Raw genomic sequence first — 21,196 nt, 5'->3', positions numbered from 1 at the left:
GAATAAAATTAGACTCTGAATACGAATTTTGTTATCGGGTTTAAACCGTTCAAAAGGATTACATAGTTCCGTTTTGAACGTCTTAACCCTTGAAACTCTTTGAATTCATTGGATTTATAAGACTCTTTAGCAGCGAACGAGGTTCAAAAATCAGCTTTACTTTCGTATTCTGCGTGATGATAAAAACCGGGGAGGCTGTCACTTTTTAGAATCAAACGACACTAACTGATGAGATCCATGAACCCCAAAACAAAACTTGACGAATGAAAAAACTGATTCTGCTTGCCTCACTCTGTTTGTTCCTGCAAACTGCATTTTCTCAAAAACCCCATTCCTTCACGTTCAAAGTCAGTAAACCTTATTGCGTGTTCAATTTCATGGAATCCGCGATCTATCATCATACCACTTCGTCTACCTTGCAGCAGTATATTGACGGAAAATTGGGTGCAAATAAAGAATTTGCCCAATTGTGCAATGACTTTGCAGTAATCCGGCTGGATTATATTTACATGCGGGAGGAATTTCCTGCTAACAGACGTCAGGCGAGATCAACGTATGATTTGATCGACATCGCCCTGGTGAACTCGAAAAACTTCGATGAATTCAGACAACGGATTATCGGCGTGCTACCGAATGATGAAACACAGAAACTGCTGGATATCCTTTTCAAAGCAGAATCCTATTACGATCAATATATCTGGAAAGAGAACGAATCAAAAATCAATTTCCAATTAAAAGCATTGGAGGAATATGCGGATCAGTGTTCCGGACTTTTCCAGAAGGTCAAGGCATTTTACAATTCCGGTTGGTCGGAGACGATTCCGTTTGTCGTGGCGCTTTACCCGATTCCGGGATACGATGGAAGTACAACGGCAACGCCGCACGCAAACAGTTTGTGTATCGGGGTACTTTCGGATGAAACCGACCATATCGGGCGTTTAGGAGTGGTTTTACACGAAATGTGCCACGTACTTTATGACGAGCAGCCGGCAGCTTTTCAGCAGAAACTGGACGGATGGTTTGCAGCAAATCAATCGCCTTACAAGACCTTTGCCTATAATTTCTTCGATGAGGGTTTGGCAACGGCACTAGGCAATGGCTGGGGAACTAAAACCCTGAGTGGTAAACTCGATGAATCGGACTGGTACAACAACGAATACATCAACGGGTTTGGGAAAGCACTGTTTCCGCTGGTCGAAGAGTACATTGCAGCCGGAAAATCGATTGACAAGGAATTTGTAGACAAAGCAATTGATTTATTTGCAGCTACTTTTCCGAAATCCCTGACAGATTACGCGATTTTGTTCAACCGGGTATCGATTTTTTATGACGTAGAAACTGTCGCGGAGATCAGCGGTATGCGTGATCAAATCAGCAAGTATTTCCAGCTGACCAATTCCCGTATGTCTGCGCCGATCCTCGACCCGATCAGCATTGATGTATTGAAAAACGAAGAAACAACTCAGTTGATCATCATTGACAAGAACCATGCTGTAACGATGAAGGAACTGAAGAAAATCTTCCCGCAATTGAAGAAAGTGAAGCCTGAGAACAACCAGGTTTTGAGTTTCTTTGATGACAAAAAACGCCTGATTACGATCGTCTATGCAGCGGATAAAAATGCGGTTGCACCACTCCTGAAGGACATGAAAGCTAAAAAGTACTTCGATCAGACGAAGATTATTCAGAGCTAAGAAAATAAACTGAAATTAACCGGGCGACTGAGCGGAGTCGAAGTCCCCGGTTAGTGATTAAAACTCGACCTTATCCAGCTGCTTGCTTTCTGATTCGACCGGATTTCCTTTTGATTTGTTTACAGCCTGAATCCAATCAATCTTCCTGTTTTAGCCACTGACTTCGGTGTGAGCTCAGTCGAACACTGCACTAATTCTTACTCGCCTAACGGACTCGTTGTTTATGAATCTGTTATTGTAGCGTATGATAAACTCCACTTCTATCTGAGGAACGTTATAACCTTTTGCTTGAAGTACCTTTTTTGTTATTTCAGAACTGCATCATTTTTAATATTTAATAGCTATTATTGTGCATGTTAACCCATTGCTATTTATGAGATATGTAATCGCCTTTTTTCTTCCCTGGTTGTCTTTACTTTTACAGGGAAAAATCCTTTCTGGAATTGTTTGCTTATTACTTCAAATCACTTTGATTGGATGGATTCCTGCGTTTATTTGGGCTGTGACATCTTTGAACCGGATGTATGCTGATCGAAGAACTCAGGATATTATTGCGGCAATCAAGCAGGGGAATAATAATCTGTAGAATCCTTTGCAATGAAGAAGACTTTTGCTGCTTACAATAACAGTATAGCATAGACTATGAATTTTTCTAAGCGGTATTGTCGGGCTTAAACCGGTCATATATCATTTATAACTCTGCGCTCGTCTGAGTGATCTGCGGGAAATATAATCACGCGAAGTTTTGATTGAAAGGCTTGTTCCCAAAGCTCCCTGTTAATAACTCCAGAAAAAACAAAATCGGTTTTGTAGAAATCCCGATTTAATTCCCTAAATTTGCGCTCAATTTGTAGTATAGGTAGAGCCATTTACCGTGTTGCAAAGAATAATTACAAATTGAACTCTTAAAAAGCGCATAATGCCGAAAAACAATTCCATTAAGTCCGTACTAATCATCGGTTCAGGTCCTATCGTTATTGGTCAAGCATGTGAATTCGACTACTCAGGTTCTCAAGCAGCCCGTTCTCTTCGCGAAGAAGGCATTGAAGTAACCCTGATCAACTCGAATCCTGCTACGATCATGACAGATAAGGTCGTTGCTGACAATGTTTACCTGCAACCTCTTGAACCTGAAAGCATCATCGAAATTTTGAAAAATCACAAAATTGATGCTGTACTGCCAACTATGGGAGGACAAACCGCTCTAAACCTCGCAATCAAGTGTGATGAAATGGGGATTTGGGAAGATTACGGTGTGAAAATCATCGGTGTTGACATCGCTGCCATTGAAATTACAGAGAACCGTGAAGCATTCCGTGAGTTGATGGGAAAAATCGACGTGGGAATGGCACCACAGGCTACCGCGAAATCCTTCCTGGAAGGAAAGGAAATCGCTCAGGACTTTGGTTTCCCGTTGTGTATCCGTCCTTCCTATACATTGGGAGGTTCAGGAGCATCCATTGTTTATGACCCGAAAGAATTTGACGGATTGCTGGAGCGAGGATTACAATTGTCTCCGATTCACGAAGTCATGATCGATAAAGCGTTGATCGGATGGAAAGAATACGAGTTGGAGTTATTGCGCGATGCCAATGACAACGTAGTGATCATCTGTTCTATTGAGAACTTTGACCCGATCGGAATCCATACAGGAGACTCCATTACAGTTGCACCTGCTATGACTTTGTCCGATACTACTTTCCAGAGAATGCGCGATATGGCCATCAAAATGATGCGTTCTATCGGGAATTTTGCCGGAGGATGTAACGTACAGTTTGCAGTTTCACCGGATGAGCACGAAGATATCATCGCAATTGAGATCAACCCGCGTGTGTCCAGATCATCTGCCCTGGCTTCCAAAGCAACCGGTTACCCGATCGCTAAAATTGCTGCAAAATTGGCAATTGGTTACCACCTGGATGAATTGAGCAATCAAATTACAAAAACAACGTCTGCTTTATTTGAACCGACTTTGGACTATGTAATCGTAAAAATACCACGCTGGAACTTCAATAAATTCCCGGGAACAGACCGCCGCATCGGATTGCAGATGAAATCGGTAGGTGAGGTAATGGGAATCGGACGTTCGTTCCAGGAAGCTTTACAGAAAGCATGTCAGTCCTTAGAGATCAACCGGAATGGATTGGGAGCTGACGGAAAAGAATTGACCAACCAGGATGCGATTCTTCATTCATTGGAAAATCCGAGCTGGAACCGCTTGTTCCATGTCTATGACGCAATCAAGCTGGGAATTCCATTCAAAACAATTTTTGAAAAAACACGCATTGATACCTGGTTCCTGAAACAAATTGAGGACTTGATCAAACTGGAGCGCCGCATTGAGAAATTCCATGTCGGGAACATGCCGAAAGATTTGATGTTCGAAGCGAAACAAAAAGGATATGCCGATCGTCAGATCGCTCATTTACTCAGATGCCTGGAATCTGAAGTGCACAACAAGCGCTCGGAAATGGGAATCAAGCGTGTATTTAAACTGGTAGATACCTGTGCAGCAGAATTTGATGCACAGACACCATACTACTATTCCACCTTTGAATTCGAGAACGAAAGTACGGTCAGCGATCGCAGGAAAGTAGTTGTTCTGGGTTCCGGACCAAACCGTATCGGACAGGGAATCGAATTCGATTACTCGTGTGTGCACGGAGTATTGGCTGCAAAAGAGTGTGGCTACGAAACGATCATGATCAACTGTAACCCGGAAACGGTTTCTACCGATTTCGATACAGCAGATAAACTATACTTCGAACCGGTTTTCTGGGAACACATTTACGATATCATTCAGCATGAGAAGCCGGAAGGCGTCATTGTGCAGCTGGGTGGACAAACAGCGTTGAAGCTGGCGGAGAAGCTGGAGCGTTACGGAATCAAAATCCTGGGAACAAGCTTTGAGAACCTCGATTTGGCAGAAGACCGCGGACGCTTCTCCAAAGTATTGGAGCAGCACAACATCCCGTTCCCGAAATACGGAGTAGTGGAAAGCGCAGAACAAGCAATCGAATTATCGAATGAACTTGGATTCCCGTTGTTGGTTCGCCCTTCTTATGTATTGGGTGGACAAAAAATGAAGATTGTCATCAACAAAGAAGAATTGGAGCACCATGTAGTAGATATCATCAACGAAATGGGAAGCAACCAAATCTTGCTGGATCACTTCCTGGGCGGAGCAATCGAAGCGGAAGCCGATGCAATCTGTGACGGAAAAGACGTGTATATCATTGGTGTGATGCAGCACATTGAGCCCGCAGGAATTCACTCCGGTGACTCTTACGCGGTTCTTCCTCCATACAACCTGGGAGATTTCGTAATGCAGCAGATTGAAGATATAACGAAAAAGATCGCTGTGGAATTGAAAACAGTAGGTTTGATCAACATCCAGTTTGCGATCAAGGACGATAAAGTATACGTCATCGAAGCGAACCCGCGTGCATCCCGTACTGTTCCGTTCATTGCAAAAGCATATGACGAACCGTATGTGAACTATGCAACGAAAGTGATGTTAGGTGAGAAGAAAGTGAAAGACTTCAACTTTTCTCCGAAAAAAGAAGGGTATGCGATCAAAATCCCGGTATTCTCCTACGAGAAATTCCCGGATGTGAAGAAAGAATTGGGGCCAGAGATGAAATCTACCGGAGAAGCCATCCGTTTCATCAAAAACCTGAAAGATCCGTTCTTCACGAAGATCTATTCCGAAAGAAACATGCACTTGTCTAAATAAGAAGAAGCACTGCTTCCGATTCGAAGCAGATCCCGGATATCCGGGATGAGCGCAGTTGTTAAATAGGATTGTAAAAGGTTAAATGAACATACTATTATATCCTGAAATAGTCGAAGCAAGCCTTCCGGGATTGTTTAAAACGATTCTCATGATAATCGGAGCGTTGGTATTGCTTCGCTTCCTGGGGCGGGTGATGATTGCCAAGCGCAACCTCGATGAGGAGCGTGCTGATCTTGCTCGTGAAAAAGCTTTTGTCAGAGAACGCAATGAAAAATTGAAAAACTTCGGAAAAGTAACCGTTTCCAAATCCAAAGCGAGTCCGAAAGGAGACGTGCAGGACGTGGATTACGAGGAAATCAAGTGAAGTTAGAATAATTGAAAAGTTAAAAGAAAAAAGTGAACTGAGCGGAGTCGAAGTTCACTTTTTTCTTTTAATCTGTGCATCTGTGGAAATAAAATAACTATCATAGCTTTTCCATCCAGTTTAACACATAAGCCGCAACTTCTTCCCAACCTTTTTCTCCGGCGATAAAGTGGCTTCTTCCCGGGAAAGATTTAAAATCCACCTGGCTGTTTTGATCCTTGTAAGAACCTGCAATCTTCTTCGTGAATGCCGCGGGAAAGATCGTGTCGTTTTCGCCACCGATAAACAAAATCGGGTTGTGTGGTTTTCTAAAATCGACTTTTGCAAAAGGCTTCAATAAGGAATCCCAGGCAATTTTCCGGCTTTCGGGAACGGCCACTTCGTCATACAAGGCATCGCTTTCGCTCCGGGTATAATTGTTGAAAAATGCTTGGTGGTACCATTCCCGCGTTCCCAGGTAAGCCCCGCGTTTGAACGGATTCACAACAGGAAGTACCGTTTTGATCGTCTGCCACGGTGCAAGGACATTTTTGGGAGGAGCTCCGTCGATGCTGATTCCTGCAACGGCTTTGTCGAGTTCAATCAGTTTCTGTACAACCAGCCCGGCGAGTGAATGGCCAATAACGATTGGTTTTTCAGGAAGCGTGTCGATGAGTTTAATAATGTTGTTTACTACTACTTCAAATCCGACCTTCGGAAGGCCCGGTTGGATGTTTTTTCTCAGGTCTGCAGGATTTCCTTCATGTCCCGGATTAGCTGGAGTGTAAACCGTATATCCTTGTGCTTCAAAATACGTTTTCCAGTTTTTCCAGCTGGTGTTGTTGACGAATAACCCGTGGATTAAGACAATTGTTTTTGACGTTTTCATGATTCTTTTGTTTAGCCCGGATAGTACCGGGATTGTTTGTTAAGGCAAAGTTGCAGCCTTTGAATCACAATTATTTTAACCTGGGTTAAAATCGTCTATTTGCCTGAAAGTCTTTTTCGTATGCGACTCAGAGATGGACCCTGGATTCCGAGATACGAGGAAATATGATATAGCGGAACGTTATTGAAAATATTCGGATGGTGTCTGACCAGATCCAGGTAGCGCTCTTCCGGCGTCTTGAATAAAAAGCTTTCGCTGCGTTCCATTGCAACATTGAAAGCTTCCTGTGCCAGGAGTCGCCCGAAACGCTCCCAGGCATGCGATTTTTGATACAAAGCCAGCAAATCAATGATGTTGATATACCAAATCACCGAATCCGTCAAAGCTTGTGTGTGGTAGTCACAGGGAGCCTGGTTGATGAAACTTTTGAATGAAACCACGAACTGGTCGGAAGAGTAGAGGAAGACATTCTTTTCTTCGCCTGTTTTTTCTTCGATGATGTAAGAACGGAACGTGCCTTGGAGAATAAATCCCAGGTTTTTACAGATGTGGTGGCGTTCATTGTAGTATTCGCCCTTTTTGAAACTGCGTTGCTGCCAGCAAGAAAGTGAGTTCCGGAATTCATCCGGAGTCATTTTGCTAAAAGTGGTAATGGCAAATTCCAGTTTTTCTAAATCAGTCATGAGGTTTCATTAATGTTCCGGGCGGAATAATTCCCTGGATTCCGAAGAAATCTCCTGCCGGATGGTTTTGATCGTTTTGTCCGTTGAATTCACCAGGTCGACACTGCCGATATACACAATCAGTTTCTTTCCCTTCTCCTTCAAACCGATGCTCATGGATTCGATAGCAAACTCGTGAATGGTGAAATTCTTCAAAAGATAGCTGGAATAACCATTCTGACTGACAGCGGTGGCTTCCGGGTCTTTCTCCATCGTGATGTTACTCAGGGAAATAGTGCGGATAAACTCAGCTTTTGTCATTTTAAGCTTAAAGGATTCATCGATCCAATAGCGGTGTGTTTCCCCGTAAGCCCCGATGTTTTTAGCTTTGGAAGTAGCCGTAATGGCAAACAACCCGAGAAACAGGAGCGGGTAAGTGAAATAGCTCACAGAAACGGATTTCGGTTTGCGTTTCGGGATGTAGAAATAAGCGGGAATCAGTATTAAAAGGCAAAACAAATCCGTGTAATCAATACGTCTCTCCAGCGGGAAAAACCAAAACAGATGATTCCATGTTTCGATAAACGGACCGCTCCGGGAAGATTTCCACCAGGTAAAGATAAGCGCTGTTAAAACGAAAAGAAGTAATCGAAAACGAGGCTGAATCCAGGAGGCGAAAAACAGAACGAAAACTACTAATCCCGAAACATCAGACAGTTTTCCGGTGAGCAATCCCGGGTAGGATTCCTTCCACCAAAAATCGTTCAGCAAGAGTACAGCTAACGAAATCAGGAATAGCGGATTCCATATGTAGTAACTGTTTTTCATAGAATTAAAGTAGAAAATAATTGCGAATTATGATGATCACCAGGCGAATTACCCTCTAAAAGTAGGTTGGTAGCTGGCTATACCTCAATTCGGGTATTGAAAGAGCGCTGGTAATGACGTAGTTTTGCCGGGAATTTGAGAAAACGTTATACGCTGAGAGCATGGTTTTGGGTCTTTTTATACTGAAATTTCTGGGGTTTTACCTGCTTTACACCAATTCACACAAAACGAATTATGTGTTGGTGAACTGGGAACGAAGCATTCGTAAACAAAAGCATGTGACGCTGAGCCTGGGCGGTTTCCTGATCGGGGCAACCTGTGTCGGATTCATGCTGATATTCGGACTGGCCGGCGGATTTTTTTACTCATTGACCTTGTTGATGTTCATCGCCGGTTTGACCGTTTTGCTGCGGCCTTTGATGACCAAAGAACAACCCAAACACACGTCTCATGCCGGCAAATAAAAAGTACCTTTCTTCCGGCTGGCAGCGTTTTGCAAAAGTGACTGCGGCCATTTTGGGCAGTTTACTGATCAGCTCGTTCCTGTTTGCTGCGCTTGCATTCTGGCTCCCGGATTACAAAATAGCAGTCGTTACCTCCGTTTATGCCCTTTTTCCGGTTTGGATCACCCTGATGATAGTACCGTTCCTGTTTGAAAATGGCTGGAAGTGCTGGCTTTATTACCTGCTGACTTTGGTTTTGCTCTATGTTCTGATTTACTTCGGAAAAAACTAATTCCTTTCTTCTCGTATGAACAATCGAAATTACAATATCTTTTTTCATTTGCATACCCTAAGCGGAATTACGATTACAATCGGCTTGTTTGTGATCTTTTTTGCAGGTGCATTCACCTTATTCCGCCAGGAAATCGGTGAGTGGGAATCGGGGAAATACCAGCGGGGACAAACGGCTGCTTCCAAAGCGGAACCCATTGACTACAACCGGATCATGGATTCCGTCGAAAAGCACGTGCCGTCTCTTTACGGAAGAAACATTTATGTGTATTCCGAAGGAACTTCCGTGAAACAGTCTATCTATATTTCCGGGTCGGATGATCCCAAAGCAGATTCGTTAGGGAAAATCACCTATGAGTACGAAGTCAATCCGGCAGATTACCAGTTGAAAAATCACGAAAGCGATTTCAGTTTCGGCGAATTGCTCTACCTCTTGCATTTTTATTACCAGTTGGATCGCATCGGCTACTACATTTCGGGATTTGTTGCTTTGTTTTTCTTCCTGGCAATCGTTACGGGAATCCTGGTTCACTGGGAAAAAATCCGCTCGAATTTCTACCTCTTCCGTCCGCGCCAGAAAATGAAAACAATCTGGACGGATGCCCACACAGCACTGGGAGTCATCGGGTTGCCGTTCCAGTTTATCTACGCGTTGACCGGTTGTATGTTCGGACTCGGAGTGATCGTGGCAAGCACCAATGCGATTTGGGTATACGACGGAGACACCGGTAAAATGTACGACGATGTACTTCGCGGGGAAAACAAAGATACACTTGGAAACAAACAAACATTTGTAGTGGATTACAACCGGATGGTCGAAAAAACAGCCGGTCAATGGTCCGGTTTCAAAGTCGATCGTCTGCACCTAGCATTCTATGGAAGTCAGACGATGCATGTGGAAGTCAGCGGTTCTGAACACATCAGTAAACGTTTCCTGGGTCAGGGTTCTGTGATTTTTGATGCTAAAACAGGGAAAGAGAAAGCAGTGAAGAAACCGGGAGAAATGTCATATTACGACAATGTTTGGTCTTCGGTGCGACGATTACACTACGCACAGTTCGGTGAAATAGGCACTTTCAGTACGTATTTATTGAAAGTCGTTTACTTCCTGATGGCTTTCCTGACCTGTTTTGTGATTATTTCCGGGGTACTGATCTGGCTCGAAGCACGAAACAAAAAGAACATTCCGGAGAAAAAACAGCGTTACAACAGACGTGTCGGATCGATTTACCTGGCACTTTGCCTGTCCATGCTTCCGGTTACGGCTGGGTGTTTCATCCTTTCAAAATTACTGCCGGAATCGGTATCGGCTTCCCGCGAGACAATCCTGAATTACGCGTTCTTTTTAGGATGGCTCGTACTGAGTATTTTGCTGAGTCTGAAAAAAGACAAGCAGTTTACAAACCGGTTCACACTGCTTTCGGGTGGAATCCTGGGAGTTTTGATCCCGGTTGTGAATGGCATCAGTTCCGGAAACTGGTTTTGGAGAACCTGGATGAACGGAGAATACGGAATTTTCTCAGTCGACCTCCTTTGGTTGTGTTCCGGCATCATCTGTTTGCTGATCGTTCGGAAGCTCAACCGGAAAGCCAGGCTCAACGCTGCTTAATTTTTTCCGGTGCTTCCTGCCGAAGTTTCCCCGCTTGGCTTTCATAGCTGCATCCCGTTCGTCTTTGAATTTTTTCCGGTGGAAAAGTCCCACAATCACAAAAGTTGGAAGCTTGGTAAACAAGAGAATAAATGCAAGCGTCGGGTTGACAAAGGAAAGTCCCACAGCTACAAGTGCATTCAGCATATCCAGGTTGCAGAACAGCCGGAGTCTGGAAGCCATCTCTTCGGAAACAGTTTCCTGGTTCAGTAAGTGTCTGGAGTAGCTGTAATCCCAGATATTGTTTTGAAAAACTGCAATGAGGAAGAGGTTTAAACTGTAAACGAAAATAGCCGTCGAATCGAAAAAGTAACCGCTCACCAGCGTAGTTGAAAAGGGAAGCAGTACAATGAAAAACAACCAGATAATGTTGTTGGTGAGTAAGCGGTCATCGATTTTCTCAATGTAGGAAAAGAATGTATGATGCGACCTCCAGAAATTGGCGATGTTCAGAAACGATAAGGTAAAAGCAATAAAGGTCTTCCATTCGCGGAGTAAATCCGAAAAGTGCAGATGTCCCGATTTCAATGGTTCGATGCGAATATCCAAAGCCAGCAGCGTAATAGCGATTGCCACGACAGCATCACTGAAAAACACCAGACGCTCCGTTTGTAAATTCTTTTTCTCCATAGGTTAATGATCTGTATGACAATTTAATGAATAATTACGATTGCTGAATGACGAATTCTAAAACAAAATCTTTTTTCATTTTTGTTTCCGGTCCGTTCGAGTACCGCAGTGTCACGAAGGTGTATCGAGAACAACTGGGAACAAGACTCTCTCTTTTGCCGTTCCCGATATCCCGGATGTCCGTGACTCGAACAGACAAAAGAAGGAATGAATATAAAAACGGGCATCCTGTAAACAAGATACCCGCTTTCCGCAAGAGTTGTGTGTGTTGCTTTTTCGCTATTGGCCTTTCAGGTGTTCAGACGCTGAAAATAAGGCCAGCATGCTTTTAATGGGATCTCCGGAGTGGAGCATTTCTGTCGAATCAAGTGTCATCTGGGTGACTTCAGATGCTCGTTGGCACATCCGCTTTTCAAATGCGGCAATGGCACTTTTTAAATCGGTAAACTGCGGGTCTGTCAGGCTGTCACACAATTCATAGGCATCCTGCATCGCCATGTTTACACCTTCTCCCGCATAAGGAGGCATCCTGTGGGCCGCATCTCCGATCATCGTGATGTTGGAATGTGCTTCCCAGGACTGATCCAGCGGATAATGGTATTGCGGACGAGGAATAAACCACAGCTCATCGCTTTCGAATAATTCTTGCCAGGTAGAATCCCATGAACCGAATGTTTCTTTGAACCACTTGAAAACAGAAGCTTTGTCGGAGAAATCGATCCCGGATTCCTGTACCCAGTTTTCGGGAACTTTACAACCGGTGTAGAAGGACATGCTTCCGTCTCCTTTTGCACTTAAAATAATCGATTTGTCGTCACCGAAAGCGAATACTTTTCCGCCTTTCAGGATTTCGTATAGTTTCGGAGCGTTGGTCGCCGCGTGATAAATGTTGCCTTCCAGGATTGAAATTCCGGAGTAAACCGGTTGAATACCTGAGATAACCGGACGAATTTTAGAGTTCGCCCCGTCAGCTGCGATCACCAGGTCTGCATACGCACTTGTTCCATTTTTAAAGTGGATCCTCCAGCCGTCGTTTTCCGGTTCCAGGGAAATGAAATGAGCGTCCCAGACAACCACTTCTTCCGGAAGGTGATCCAACAGGATTTTACGCAAGGGCCCGCGGTCGATTTCCGGCCTCAAATCCGTTACATCTGTCGAATCAGCTGTTTCGTCGTGATCATCCAGTTTAATTTCCAGGTTCTTGGTAATGAGGCGCATTTTTCCGGCATCCGGACGGTAGTTTGCATAAAAAGCATCCAGTAATCCGGCGCGTTTCAACGCTTCCAAACCGGATTCTTCATGTAAATCCAGGGTTGCTCCCTGAACGCGGGCCTGTTTGTTTTCGTCCCGTTCATATACCCGGATAGTTGCACCTTTTTGTTGTAAAAGATTTGCAAGTGTAAGTCCGCCAGGACCGCCTCCGATAATGGCTATTTGTTTATTTGTAAGTAACATCTTTGTCTTCATTTTCGAGTATTAATCTCTCGTTGATGAAGCAAAATTACTTGCGTGGCAGGGTGGAAAATTGTATAAATCGGTCATTCACATTTTTTAGCAATTCCTTCGGAGTAACGCCGGAGAAGCGCTTGATCTCACGAATGAAGTGCGCCTGGTCGGTAAAATTCTGCTCAGGGGAAAGCTTTCCTTCTTTGATATGCGGGAACGATGCCCGGAAACGGAGAATGGTACAGTAGCTCTTTAGGGAAATTCCAAACTGACTTTGAAAATAGCGGTTAATCTGGCGCTCCCCCCATTGAATCTGTTCAGACAGGTCTTGCACCGAACGGTCTCCCTGGCTGGAATAAATGGCATCGAACAACTGCCGTTTTCGCGGATCAACTTTCGTTTGAGAAAGAATGTCGAGAATCCGCTTACCGGCCTTTGAGCAAAAAGCGTCGAAGTCCGAAAGATCACCTGCGTTAAAACCCCAGAAATCATCCGGAAGGAATATAACGCGGTTGAGGAAATCTGCAATCGGTTGCTGGATGACATACTCAATGGCAAGCAGTTTAAAACTGACGGCGAAGATCACTGTTTGGGCTTCGAATGCTACACAGTCGGGTTCACTTTCCACTCCGGCAAGTGTAATGTGAAATCCTTGTTTGGCAGAGCGTGAAATAAACAGATCGACACGTCCATCCGGAACAACGACAATCTCTTTGTCTTCTTCAAACGTATTTTCCAGCCGCCAGAAACTTTCCACAAAGTCGGCAAGCGCAGCCGGAGGCTTCACCACATGATATACAAATTCATTCGTCATGCTGAAAAAAGTTACCGGCACTCCACATTTTCGTGTCTGTAGATAGTGAATCAGTCTTTAAACAGATGGCATTTCCAGGTTTGTCGTATTTCCATCCCAGCGAAATGGCTTGTTCAATCAATGGTCGGATCATCGAGGGGGTAACACTTTCCGGTGAATCATTCTGATAACCGTAAGACCGCGTGAAACCAACGGAAACAAATAACAACTGCCCGCCGGAGTGATGCTGTACCGGAATTGCATAATCGTCATTGTGTGCCTCATTATGTGAAATCTTCCGGCGGATTTTCCAGAGGAAAACTTCTCCGTTCACTGTGATTTTCCGCATTCCTTTTAATGAGACAGCCATCGTTCCTAATTTGCAAAGACATGTATGAATCCGTGTTTCACATACGACGGTTCTTTGATGCCCTTCGGATAATAAAGATAGAAATAAACACCGTCAGAAATTTGATCTCCGTCCCAATCATTTTTATACGGACTGGCTTCGAACATCTTATTTCCCCAGCGGTTGATAATGATCAGCGTATTTCCGAGTTGTGAATAAGCATCGTCGATAATGAAATAATCATTGATTCCGTCTCCGTTCGGAGTGATGATATTCGGCAACTCATCGTCGCAGTCCACTGCATGAACTACCAGCGTGTCTGATCCCACACAGCCATCCGGAGTCACGACGTTCAGAATCAGTTCCTGGTCAAACGTGATCGGAATCTGTGTACTGTTTCCGTAAGTGGTCCAGTAATAGGTATTGGCATCGTTCGGGAAATAGAAGGTGTAAATATCGTTGGCACAGAAAACCGTGTCGGGCAAAATGTCCAGGCTTGGAACCGGAGCCAATGGAACGACGACCGTATCGACATACATACACCCCATATCATCCCAGGTATGCAGGTAGAAGTTTCCGGAATTTTGCTGACTCAGGGTAAAATTCAGCGGATTGTTGCCGCTGTTCCCGAAAGGCGTAATCCACAACACGCTGTCGGAAGTAGTATTTGCAGTCAGGTTTCCGGATGTTCCCGGACAGTAATTCGGGAAATTCAGATTCGGCATGAGGTTATAGATCGAAGTATTTACAATGACTACAGCACTTTCTGTTACACAACCGTATTGATCGATTGCCGTCACCGTAATCGGAGTGTAAGTCGTATTTCCGTGTACTGTGAGATGATCACTTTGAACCGTTCCGAAATTACCGCTCCAGGTAACGGATGTCACATCGGTGTTGTCCAGGAAAAGTACTTCCGAATCAAAGAAACAGACAGACACCGTATCGTCGGAAAGCTGGAGTACTTCCGGAGTAATGATCTCGACACTGTCGAATTGAGTGGTCGTGAAACATGCATTTGAAAGTTCAATCGAGAAAACCGGGTTGGTGTTCAATGTACTGAATGGAATCGTAATCGGGTTGGCACTTCCGAGTGAAGCCCCGTTTGCAAACCATTCGATGTTGTCTGTTGTGACAGCTAAGAACACTCCGTCCTGGTTCACGCACAGATTCGAGTCCCCGATAATGTTGATCGGCCCCGGAGGAACTGTTATGATTACATTCACAGCAGAATAACTCATGCCACAAATGGCATTGGCAGTTGTATACGAAATGAGGAAACTGGTGTCTTGCTGCACGTTGGTGAGATTCACAGTCGTTCCGGTGTAAATCACGTTGGTGTCCAGGTCATACCACAAGATCGTAGTCGATGTACTTTCAGATAAGGTTACATTTTGCCCCGGACAAATGGTTTGAGAAGGGATGACCGGCGGAGCGCTTCCCGGAACATTTACTACCGAAATAGCATTTGTTTGAGCTGTACAGCCAACTGCGTTTGTCACGATAGCAGAATACGTTCCGCTTGCGGTAGTTGCATAAGTCGGTCCGGTAATTGGCCCGGAACTCCATTCGTAGCTTGCCCCACCTGCCACAGAGCCTGTGAAAACAGCAGTGTCTCCGTAGCAAAGCACTGAATCACTGACCGAAATCGATGCGGTGAACGATCCATTGATGATTTCGACGCTGTCTGTTACAGTAACGCCACACTGAGTAACATGCACAATGTAGAGTCCGGTCACGTTAGTCGAAAGGTGATCGCTGGTGGAACCGGTATTCCATAGGAAACTTGCATTTCCGGAATAGCTGATCTGGATGTCTACCGTTTCGTTGTTGCAGATGATTGCGTTTGGAGATACCGAAAGGGAAGGAGTGGAGTACTGGAAGACTTCAAACGGTGGAGAAACCAGGATACATCCTTCGGCATCCGTTACCTGGCAGGTGTAACTGCCGACCTGCGTAGTGTAACAGTTTGGTGTCGTGGACAAGGTATTTCCGTTCGGGCCCACCCACAGGTAGCTGGTGAAGGCATTCGGAACAGACATTAAGAGCGAATCGAAGGGACAAATCACGGCATCACCCGGAAAGGACATGATGTTTGGAGGTACTTTCACCGAAACATACTGATTGAATGCCAGCGAAGTACTGCATCCGGTCGTCGAATCCATCAGCATTCCGCTGTAGTTGTACCAGCCCGGGGCATTGACCTCAATACTGTCTGAGCCGTTATTCCACAAGATATTTGCTCCAGACCACTGCAGGCTGGGATGTGGATTCGTGGCCACCAGGTATTCCGATTCTCCCGGACAAAGTGTCCCTCCACCGGTAATGGTTGTTCCCCAGGTCGGTAATGGATTCACTTTGATGTAGAATTGTTTGGTAGCTGTGTAAACGGTTGTATCGAGACCGCAAAGGTTGTCATATCCTCTTACGACCTGGATTTGTACGGTGTGCCATCCGGTTGATCCCGGGTTGTAAACAACTGCAGCAGTATCGTAATTGATATGCGGAACACCATCGATAATCCAGATTACGGTGTCGATCGGAGGATAAACCGATGGATAGAAATTCCCGTTCGGATTGACAATCAGGTCGATTCCATGGAAAACAATCGGTGTGCCTTCACAGATTTCGATCGAATCTCCGGTAGGAACGTTCGTATTCATTGCAATAGAAAGCGAAATACTGTCCGGCGGAACGGCCATGTCCTGTGTGAAGGTAAAACTTCCGATGTTCATGCAGTATTGATTCACGACCTGTACCCAGTACTGTAATTCCTGGTCTAATGTATGGGGCCCAGGCCCGTAGAAAGTCACCGCATTTCCGATTGTGGTCAGTGTCGATCCCGGATCCAGGTTCGAGAAAGTAATAATGGCTCCTTCCGGGTAACAGAAATGGTAGTTGTGGTAGTTCGGCCCGGGTTGATTGACATTGACACCGTGATCATCTGTCAGCAAAGGAAGGTTTGGTGTCGGTTCCTTGATTGCATAAATGGAATCCCAATCGGTGTAACACTCGTCTTTGCGTTTGTGCTGCACCCAGTATGTCCCGGTTGCAGAGATCGTATTGATGGTGTTGTGGCTTCCGTCATACCAGGTGTCGATGTAGTCCGGCCCGAAATGCGGAAAAGTGAGAGTATTGTAAAATAAATTCGCCTGGCTGCAGAAATGAACCGTATCTCCGGTTACGGTCACATAATGTGAAGCTTGTTCCGCGTCGATATAACCGACCAGTGAATCGGAAGCACTTTGCGTGAAGTAATTGTAGTTGTTGTAGCTCGCTGTAATGTGGTTGGTGAGGAAGGAATTCCGGCTCTGATCTCCTGCCAGGAAAATGTGATACGGTTCCAGTCCGAAATACGGATTGAAGCTAAAGTTGTCATATCCGAGTGTCGGAGTTCCTACGGATGCCGGCGTAAAGTTCAAATCTTCGGTGTAGATTCCACAAATGACTGGTCTGTCCGACTGCTTCACGGCAACTCCTTTCCCTTCATCGTCTTGTTTTCCACCAAATTGTTTGATATACGCACGTGAACCGCTGTTCGTTACTTTCAGGAGGTAGGGGTCTTTAAACCCAACGGAATTGAAGATTTGTTCCGTACTATCCTGGATTTGGGACAGGTCACATTTGAAATACCCGGTCACGAAAATGTTGTTTCCCGGATCAATGGAAAGCGATCTGGCGGATACTTCGTTATTGGAACCAAGTGTGTAGTTCCAGACGTGCTGCCCGGAATTACTGGTTTTCAGTACAAAAATCTGCTTGTCGTAGGGGTTTTGAATGCTGAGTGAACCATTTGAATCGAAATACAGCATGTTTCCGAGGAAATCTCCCGTTACAATCGGTTCGTTGCTTCCGTTTACCTCCACGTCGTAAGGCATCACATACCCCGCTTTCATCTGATTGAAAAACTGCAACTGTCCGGCCGGGTTCAGTTTACACAAGAAACCGATATTGATTCCTGTGTTGGGATAACTGTTCGATGCAAAAGTGAGGGTGTTTGAGAACTGTCCGGTGAAGAAAATATTATTTTGAGCATCTACTGCCACGGAAAGCCCACGGTCGTCATACGTTCCGGCTCCGCTCAATGACCACAAAGGTGTTCCGTTCGGATCGTATTTGGCAATGAACAGGTCTACAGACGGATTTCCACTGGAGGGATCGGTTGTACTGGTAAACGTATTGCTCCCGATGGTGGCAACTCCCTGATAATCTCCTGTCACAATGATATTGTTCTGATTGTCGACCGTTAGTTTATTGGCATTATCCGGACCTGTTCCACCTTCTTTCCGCGCCCATAGTACGTTTCCTGCCGGATCGAGTTTCAGGATAAAAAAGTCTTTTGAGTTCGCTGCTGAAGTGAGAGTGGTGCTCCCAAAAGTAACCGTTCCGAAAAATTGTCCGGTTACAACGACGTTTTGGTCGGGGCCTACTGCCAGGTCGATTGCACGGTCTGCGAGTGTCCCTCCGAATTGTTTGATCCAGAGTACTGCTCCGGAAGCACTGTATTTGGCAATGTAAGCATCGGTATTCCCCTGCGTAGAGGCCAGGGAGCTGGATGGGCTGAAGGATGTTTGCCCGGAATAATACCCGGCAACATACGATTCATTGAGGTTGTTTAACTCGATATCGTTTGCTTCATTCGTTGTTTGGCTAAAGGTACTGGCACCCCAGGTCTGCGCCCATGTCCACGACACAGAAAAACAGAGGGAGCAGATAAAGAGGATTAGCTTCATAGTAATATTGGGTTTTGCTTAGGTAAGACGAGAAAAGCAACAAAAAGTTGGTTGAGGCAGGAAACAAATTTCCAGCCTGGCGCAGATGTTCTTTTCGATGGAATGGTATTTTATTATTCTCAATCTTCTGTTATTAAATCCGTTAGTTTGGAAAAAAGGAAATGAACAGTATTGAGTATACAGTGTGTTTTCAGTAATCTATGGGCAAGATACGAAATTCCAGTGCGAATTGAAAAAGCAAAACCCGGATTCCCAAAGGGATTCCACGGAAAAAAGATTGTACGCCTGTTTTTTCACAGAACCTCCAAAAAATGATCAGAAGCCCGGATTTCTAACAGCGAAAAGTGTTTAGAAGCGGTAGGCCAGCAGGAAATCAATGTTCACGTCACTGTAAATAGCTGAATGATCAACAGCTGCACCAATCTGGAAATGTTTCATAAAGTTTCCGCGGATACTGTAGATACTCCGCAATTCCAACACACGGATCGCGTAAGATACACTGACCCTTTTAAACAGGCTGACATTCAAACCGGCATCCAGGTCGAAATCCCGTTCAGCATAAAGCAATACGAAAGGAGCCAGTTCCAGTTTGCGTTTGAACAATCCGAAATTATAAGAAAGGTTTCCATACACCTCGCGTCGATCCTGGATATACCGCATGCCGTCGATTTTCACGGAACTCGCAAACAGGTTTTTACCCGAAGCCCCCACAGTTAATCCTTTCCACTGATATTGGACACCGAAATCCAGGTCGGCATTGAGTTTCATAGCGGGTGAACTGCTGTGGACAGAAGCAAATTTGTCCCAATCGAAACCGTTGAAGTTCAAAACAGCGCGTGCCCCCAGGTTCAGCCTGCTGGATTTTCCCCAGTGGAACATGCGGGTGTAGCCCAGATAGACGATATTCCGGTTGTAATACGAATAGCCGTCATAGATGTAGGAAACATTGACAGAATTCTTCGCATTGATATGATAGATGTGGTTGAAGTAGAGATTGACCGGTTTTTTCCAGATACCCTCATTATCCGAAGGAACAAATTTGTATTTCGCATACAAGCTAAAGGAAGCATGTGCGCTGGTGTCTTCAATTCCCGCAGCAGTATTGTAATAATGCATGTTCTGGAAATAGATATTCGGACGGAGTGTATTTTGAGCAAGACTCGTTGAAAGAACCAACCCTAAAATGGCGGTAAGCAGTATTTTTTTCATCCGGGTTTATTTTAGGGCGTTAAAGTCATTCAGTGTGTTTCTGACATAGTTTTCGAGTTCGGAATCATGGGTTCCACCCGGATAGGTGTAAAGCGTCACATCGCCGCCTGCTGCGGTCAGTCCGGTTTTAGCGGTTGCGGAGTTCATGTAGTAGACCGTATTGTCTGCATCACCGTGGTGAAGAAAGACTTTTCCGACCGGAGTCCAGCCCTGCGAAAAGGTATTCCGGTTAATGACCTGCATGGCTTTGGTATCGGTTCCGTCAACGATATGCGCAATGAAATATTCCTGGAGTGTTTGCGACGGAATTTTGGAAGGAACAAAAATGGCTGCAAGTTGATCCGGAACGGGGTAGGTGTACAACTGATCTGTTGGCCGTTTCAATTCGGGAGAGAACTTATTCAAACTGTAAATGCCCCATGAAAAGACTCCGCTGATAATACCCACATCCTGATCTTTTTGCGCCAGGATTTCATCAATGAATCCTTTCATATTGTAGGGACCTGCCAGTCCGGAACTTGCCGTAACCGTAAATTCGGAAGGATATTGTTCCTGGATAAATTTGTGGGCGGATAAACACGCTCCACCTCCCTGCGACCAGCCACTTAGGAAAATCCGGTTGTCATAGAACGAGCCGTTCTGATTGATAAAACTCTTGGTAGCCAGTAATCCGTCGATGTTTGCTTTAAATAATTCGTCGTAAGCCAGGTAAGGATGTTCTTTGTCTGCAGTGAGTCCAAACCCGATGTAATCCGGGAGAAAGACAGTAAAACCTGCCGAAGCCCACGCCAACGCAATGTTGCGTGTTTCCAGGAAATGATCACCTTCGCCTTTGTAATTGGAAGGGGTTTCCATGTTGGCAGAGTAAAATTCGCCCAAGTTCAACGGAACATGCGTTCCATGAAAGTAGGAGATCAGGTAGGTGGTATCCACATCATCCGGTACCAGGAGCAAACCGCGCGAATCAACCTGCTTTCCCTGATAAATCGTGCGGTAAGTGATTGAATAATAAGTTACCCCATGAATTACGATGTTGTGGGCATCAAATTTATCGATTTTGTCTGCAATTTCACTGGCGCTGAGGTGTCCGTTATTGCTGGACTCAATGAGTGTGCCCCGCTCTTTGAATTCGAGGGAGTCGTTTTTCTTTTTACACGATTGAATGGTAACGAAAAGCGGAAGCCCCAATAATAGAATGAAAAATATCTTCATAGGAATAGTAATTCTGATGAAGATAGCATTTTCAGCACTTTTTTACAACTTTGGGGGTGCTTTATGTATATAAGCTACCTGGATAGTAAATTTGAAATCAATCGATGTGAAGAAATTCGAGGTGTGTATTTGCAATCATACGGTGTCTGTAAGGCATCCGAATTCGTTTACTTCATAAACTGATACCGGTTCGTAATCAATGGAACTGTTCTGAATGGGAAACTGCATTTTTTTGTTAGATGTATCGCAAAAGAAAAAGTTGGAAAAACAAGGTGTGTAACGGGACAAAA

Annotated in this window: 17 protein-coding genes; 7 read left to right on the top strand and 10 right to left on the bottom strand. The window is 44.8% G+C overall.

The window, feature by feature from the left end:
• Positions 1-263 precede the first annotated feature (263 nt).
• From ABDV94_RS18260 to ABDV94_RS18245, 4 genes are all read left to right on the top strand, one after another.
• The gene (locus tag ABDV94_RS18260; RefSeq protein ID WP_343748658.1) at positions 264-1,694 is read left to right on the top strand and encodes a hypothetical protein; all 1,431 of its coding nucleotides are present in this window, start codon (positions 264-266) and stop codon (positions 1,692-1,694) included.
• A 373-nt stretch (positions 1,695-2,067) separates the two neighbouring features.
• On the top strand, positions 2,068-2,280 hold the full coding sequence (locus tag ABDV94_RS18255) for a YqaE/Pmp3 family membrane protein (protein WP_343748657.1): 213 nt from the start codon (positions 2,068-2,070) through the stop codon (positions 2,278-2,280).
• Between the two features lie 333 nt (positions 2,281-2,613).
• A complete protein-coding gene (gene carB / locus ABDV94_RS18250; protein ID WP_343748656.1) occupies positions 2,614-5,430 on the top strand; it encodes a carbamoyl-phosphate synthase large subunit in 2,817 nt (938 codons plus the stop codon).
• A gap of 82 nt (positions 5,431-5,512) precedes the next feature.
• The gene (locus ABDV94_RS18245) at positions 5,513-5,794 is read left to right on the top strand and encodes a hypothetical protein (RefSeq protein WP_343748655.1); all 282 of its coding nucleotides are present in this window, start codon (positions 5,513-5,515) and stop codon (positions 5,792-5,794) included.
• 100 nt (positions 5,795-5,894) lie between these two features.
• Here the strand turns inward: ABDV94_RS18245 and ABDV94_RS18240 are convergent, their stop codons facing one another.
• From ABDV94_RS18240 to ABDV94_RS18230, 3 genes are all read right to left on the bottom strand, one after another.
• Entirely contained in the window at positions 5,895-6,662 is a 768-nt protein-coding gene (locus tag ABDV94_RS18240; protein ID WP_343748654.1) for an alpha/beta hydrolase, read from the bottom strand.
• Between the two features lie 95 nt (positions 6,663-6,757).
• On the bottom strand, positions 6,758-7,345 hold the full coding sequence (locus tag ABDV94_RS18235) for a Crp/Fnr family transcriptional regulator (RefSeq protein ID WP_343748653.1): 588 nt from the start codon (positions 7,343-7,345) through the stop codon (positions 6,758-6,760).
• A 9-nt stretch (positions 7,346-7,354) separates the two neighbouring features.
• Positions 7,355-8,152: a hypothetical protein gene (locus ABDV94_RS18230; protein ID WP_343748652.1), complete on the bottom strand. Its 798-nt coding sequence runs from the start codon at positions 8,150-8,152 to the stop codon at positions 7,355-7,357.
• A 161-nt stretch (positions 8,153-8,313) separates the two neighbouring features.
• Here ABDV94_RS18230 and ABDV94_RS18225 point away from each other — a divergent pair, with 161 nt between their 5' ends.
• The 3 genes from ABDV94_RS18225 to ABDV94_RS18215 are packed head-to-tail and all read left to right on the top strand — an operon-like array spanning position 8,314 to position 10,495.
• The gene (locus ABDV94_RS18225; protein WP_343748651.1) at positions 8,314-8,616 is read left to right on the top strand and encodes a hypothetical protein; all 303 of its coding nucleotides are present in this window, start codon (positions 8,314-8,316) and stop codon (positions 8,614-8,616) included.
• Positions 8,603-8,887: a hypothetical protein gene (locus ABDV94_RS18220; RefSeq protein ID WP_343748650.1), complete on the top strand. Its 285-nt coding sequence runs from the start codon at positions 8,603-8,605 to the stop codon at positions 8,885-8,887. Before ABDV94_RS18225 ends, ABDV94_RS18220 begins: the two co-directional genes overlap by 14 nt.
• Positions 8,888-8,902: 15 nt before the next feature.
• Entirely contained in the window at positions 8,903-10,495 is a 1,593-nt protein-coding gene (locus ABDV94_RS18215; protein WP_343748649.1) for a PepSY-associated TM helix domain-containing protein, read from the top strand.
• Here ABDV94_RS18215 and ABDV94_RS18210 read toward each other — a convergent pair.
• The 7 genes from ABDV94_RS18210 to ABDV94_RS18180 all read right to left on the bottom strand — a co-directional run bounded on the left by ABDV94_RS18210 (position 10,406) and on the right by ABDV94_RS18180 (position 20,906).
• The gene (locus tag ABDV94_RS18210) at positions 10,406-11,164 is read right to left on the bottom strand and encodes a TMEM175 family protein (RefSeq protein ID WP_343748648.1); all 759 of its coding nucleotides are present in this window, start codon (positions 11,162-11,164) and stop codon (positions 10,406-10,408) included. The genes ABDV94_RS18215 and ABDV94_RS18210 overlap by 90 nt on opposite strands.
• Positions 11,165-11,443: 279 nt before the next feature.
• The gene (locus tag ABDV94_RS18205; protein WP_343748647.1) at positions 11,444-12,619 is read right to left on the bottom strand and encodes an NAD(P)/FAD-dependent oxidoreductase; all 1,176 of its coding nucleotides are present in this window, start codon (positions 12,617-12,619) and stop codon (positions 11,444-11,446) included.
• 46 nt (positions 12,620-12,665) lie between these two features.
• Positions 12,666-13,424, bottom strand: a complete 759-nt coding sequence (locus tag ABDV94_RS18200) for an AraC family transcriptional regulator (protein WP_343748646.1) — start codon at positions 13,422-13,424, stop codon at positions 12,666-12,668.
• Positions 13,414-13,773 carry a hypothetical protein gene (locus ABDV94_RS18195; protein WP_343748645.1) on the bottom strand — a complete coding sequence of 120 codons (360 nt, stop codon included), beginning with the start codon at positions 13,771-13,773 and terminating at the stop codon, positions 13,414-13,416. The genes ABDV94_RS18200 and ABDV94_RS18195 overlap by 11 nt, the downstream gene beginning before the upstream one ends.
• Before the next feature lie 5 nt (positions 13,774-13,778).
• Positions 13,779-18,485 (bottom strand): gliding motility-associated C-terminal domain-containing protein, encoded by a 4,707-nt coding sequence (locus tag ABDV94_RS18190; protein ID WP_343748644.1) that lies wholly within the window; start codon positions 18,483-18,485, stop codon positions 13,779-13,781.
• Between the two features lie 348 nt (positions 18,486-18,833).
• Positions 18,834-19,694, bottom strand: a complete 861-nt coding sequence (locus tag ABDV94_RS18185) for a type IX secretion system membrane protein PorP/SprF (RefSeq protein WP_343748643.1) — start codon at positions 19,692-19,694, stop codon at positions 18,834-18,836.
• Between the two features lie 6 nt (positions 19,695-19,700).
• Positions 19,701-20,906: a hypothetical protein gene (locus ABDV94_RS18180; RefSeq protein WP_343748642.1), complete on the bottom strand. Its 1,206-nt coding sequence runs from the start codon at positions 20,904-20,906 to the stop codon at positions 19,701-19,703.
• Between the last annotated feature and the right edge of the window lie 290 nt (positions 20,907-21,196).

The sequence above is a fragment of the Fluviicola sp. genome, assembly GCF_039596355.1.
Lineage (GTDB): Bacteria > Bacteroidota > Bacteroidia > Flavobacteriales_D > Crocinitomicaceae > Fluviicola.
This window is presented reverse-complemented; position numbering and strand designations above follow the sequence as displayed.

Coding starts and splice junctions, on each gene's coding strand:
- ABDV94_RS18260 (WP_343748658.1), top strand. CDS start 264: ATGAAAAAACTGATTCTGCTTGCCTCACTCTGTTTGTTCCTGCAAACT.
- ABDV94_RS18255 (WP_343748657.1), top strand. CDS start 2,068: ATGAGATATGTAATCGCCTTTTTTCTTCCCTGGTTGTCTTTACTTTTA.
- carB (WP_343748656.1), top strand. CDS start 2,614: ATGCCGAAAAACAATTCCATTAAGTCCGTACTAATCATCGGTTCAGGT.
- ABDV94_RS18245 (WP_343748655.1), top strand. CDS start 5,513: ATGAACATACTATTATATCCTGAAATAGTCGAAGCAAGCCTTCCGGGA.
- ABDV94_RS18240 (WP_343748654.1), bottom strand. CDS start 6,662: ATGAAAACGTCAAAAACAATTGTCTTAATCCACGGGTTATTCGTCAAC.
- ABDV94_RS18235 (WP_343748653.1), bottom strand. CDS start 7,345: ATGACTGATTTAGAAAAACTGGAATTTGCCATTACCACTTTTAGCAAA.
- ABDV94_RS18230 (WP_343748652.1), bottom strand. CDS start 8,152: ATGAAAAACAGTTACTACATATGGAATCCGCTATTCCTGATTTCGTTA.
- ABDV94_RS18225 (WP_343748651.1), top strand. CDS start 8,314: ATGGTTTTGGGTCTTTTTATACTGAAATTTCTGGGGTTTTACCTGCTT.
- ABDV94_RS18220 (WP_343748650.1), top strand. CDS start 8,603: ATGCCGGCAAATAAAAAGTACCTTTCTTCCGGCTGGCAGCGTTTTGCA.
- ABDV94_RS18215 (WP_343748649.1), top strand. CDS start 8,903: ATGAACAATCGAAATTACAATATCTTTTTTCATTTGCATACCCTAAGC.
- ABDV94_RS18210 (WP_343748648.1), bottom strand. CDS start 11,164: ATGGAGAAAAAGAATTTACAAACGGAGCGTCTGGTGTTTTTCAGTGAT.
- ABDV94_RS18205 (WP_343748647.1), bottom strand. CDS start 12,619: ATGTTACTTACAAATAAACAAATAGCCATTATCGGAGGCGGTCCTGGC.
- ABDV94_RS18200 (WP_343748646.1), bottom strand. CDS start 13,424: ATGACGAATGAATTTGTATATCATGTGGTGAAGCCTCCGGCTGCGCTT.
- ABDV94_RS18195 (WP_343748645.1), bottom strand. CDS start 13,773: ATGGCTGTCTCATTAAAAGGAATGCGGAAAATCACAGTGAACGGAGAA.
- ABDV94_RS18190 (WP_343748644.1), bottom strand. CDS start 18,485: ATGAAGCTAATCCTCTTTATCTGCTCCCTCTGTTTTTCTGTGTCGTGG.
- ABDV94_RS18185 (WP_343748643.1), bottom strand. CDS start 19,694: ATGAAAAAAATACTGCTTACCGCCATTTTAGGGTTGGTTCTTTCAACG.
- ABDV94_RS18180 (WP_343748642.1), bottom strand. CDS start 20,906: ATGAAGATATTTTTCATTCTATTATTGGGGCTTCCGCTTTTCGTTACC.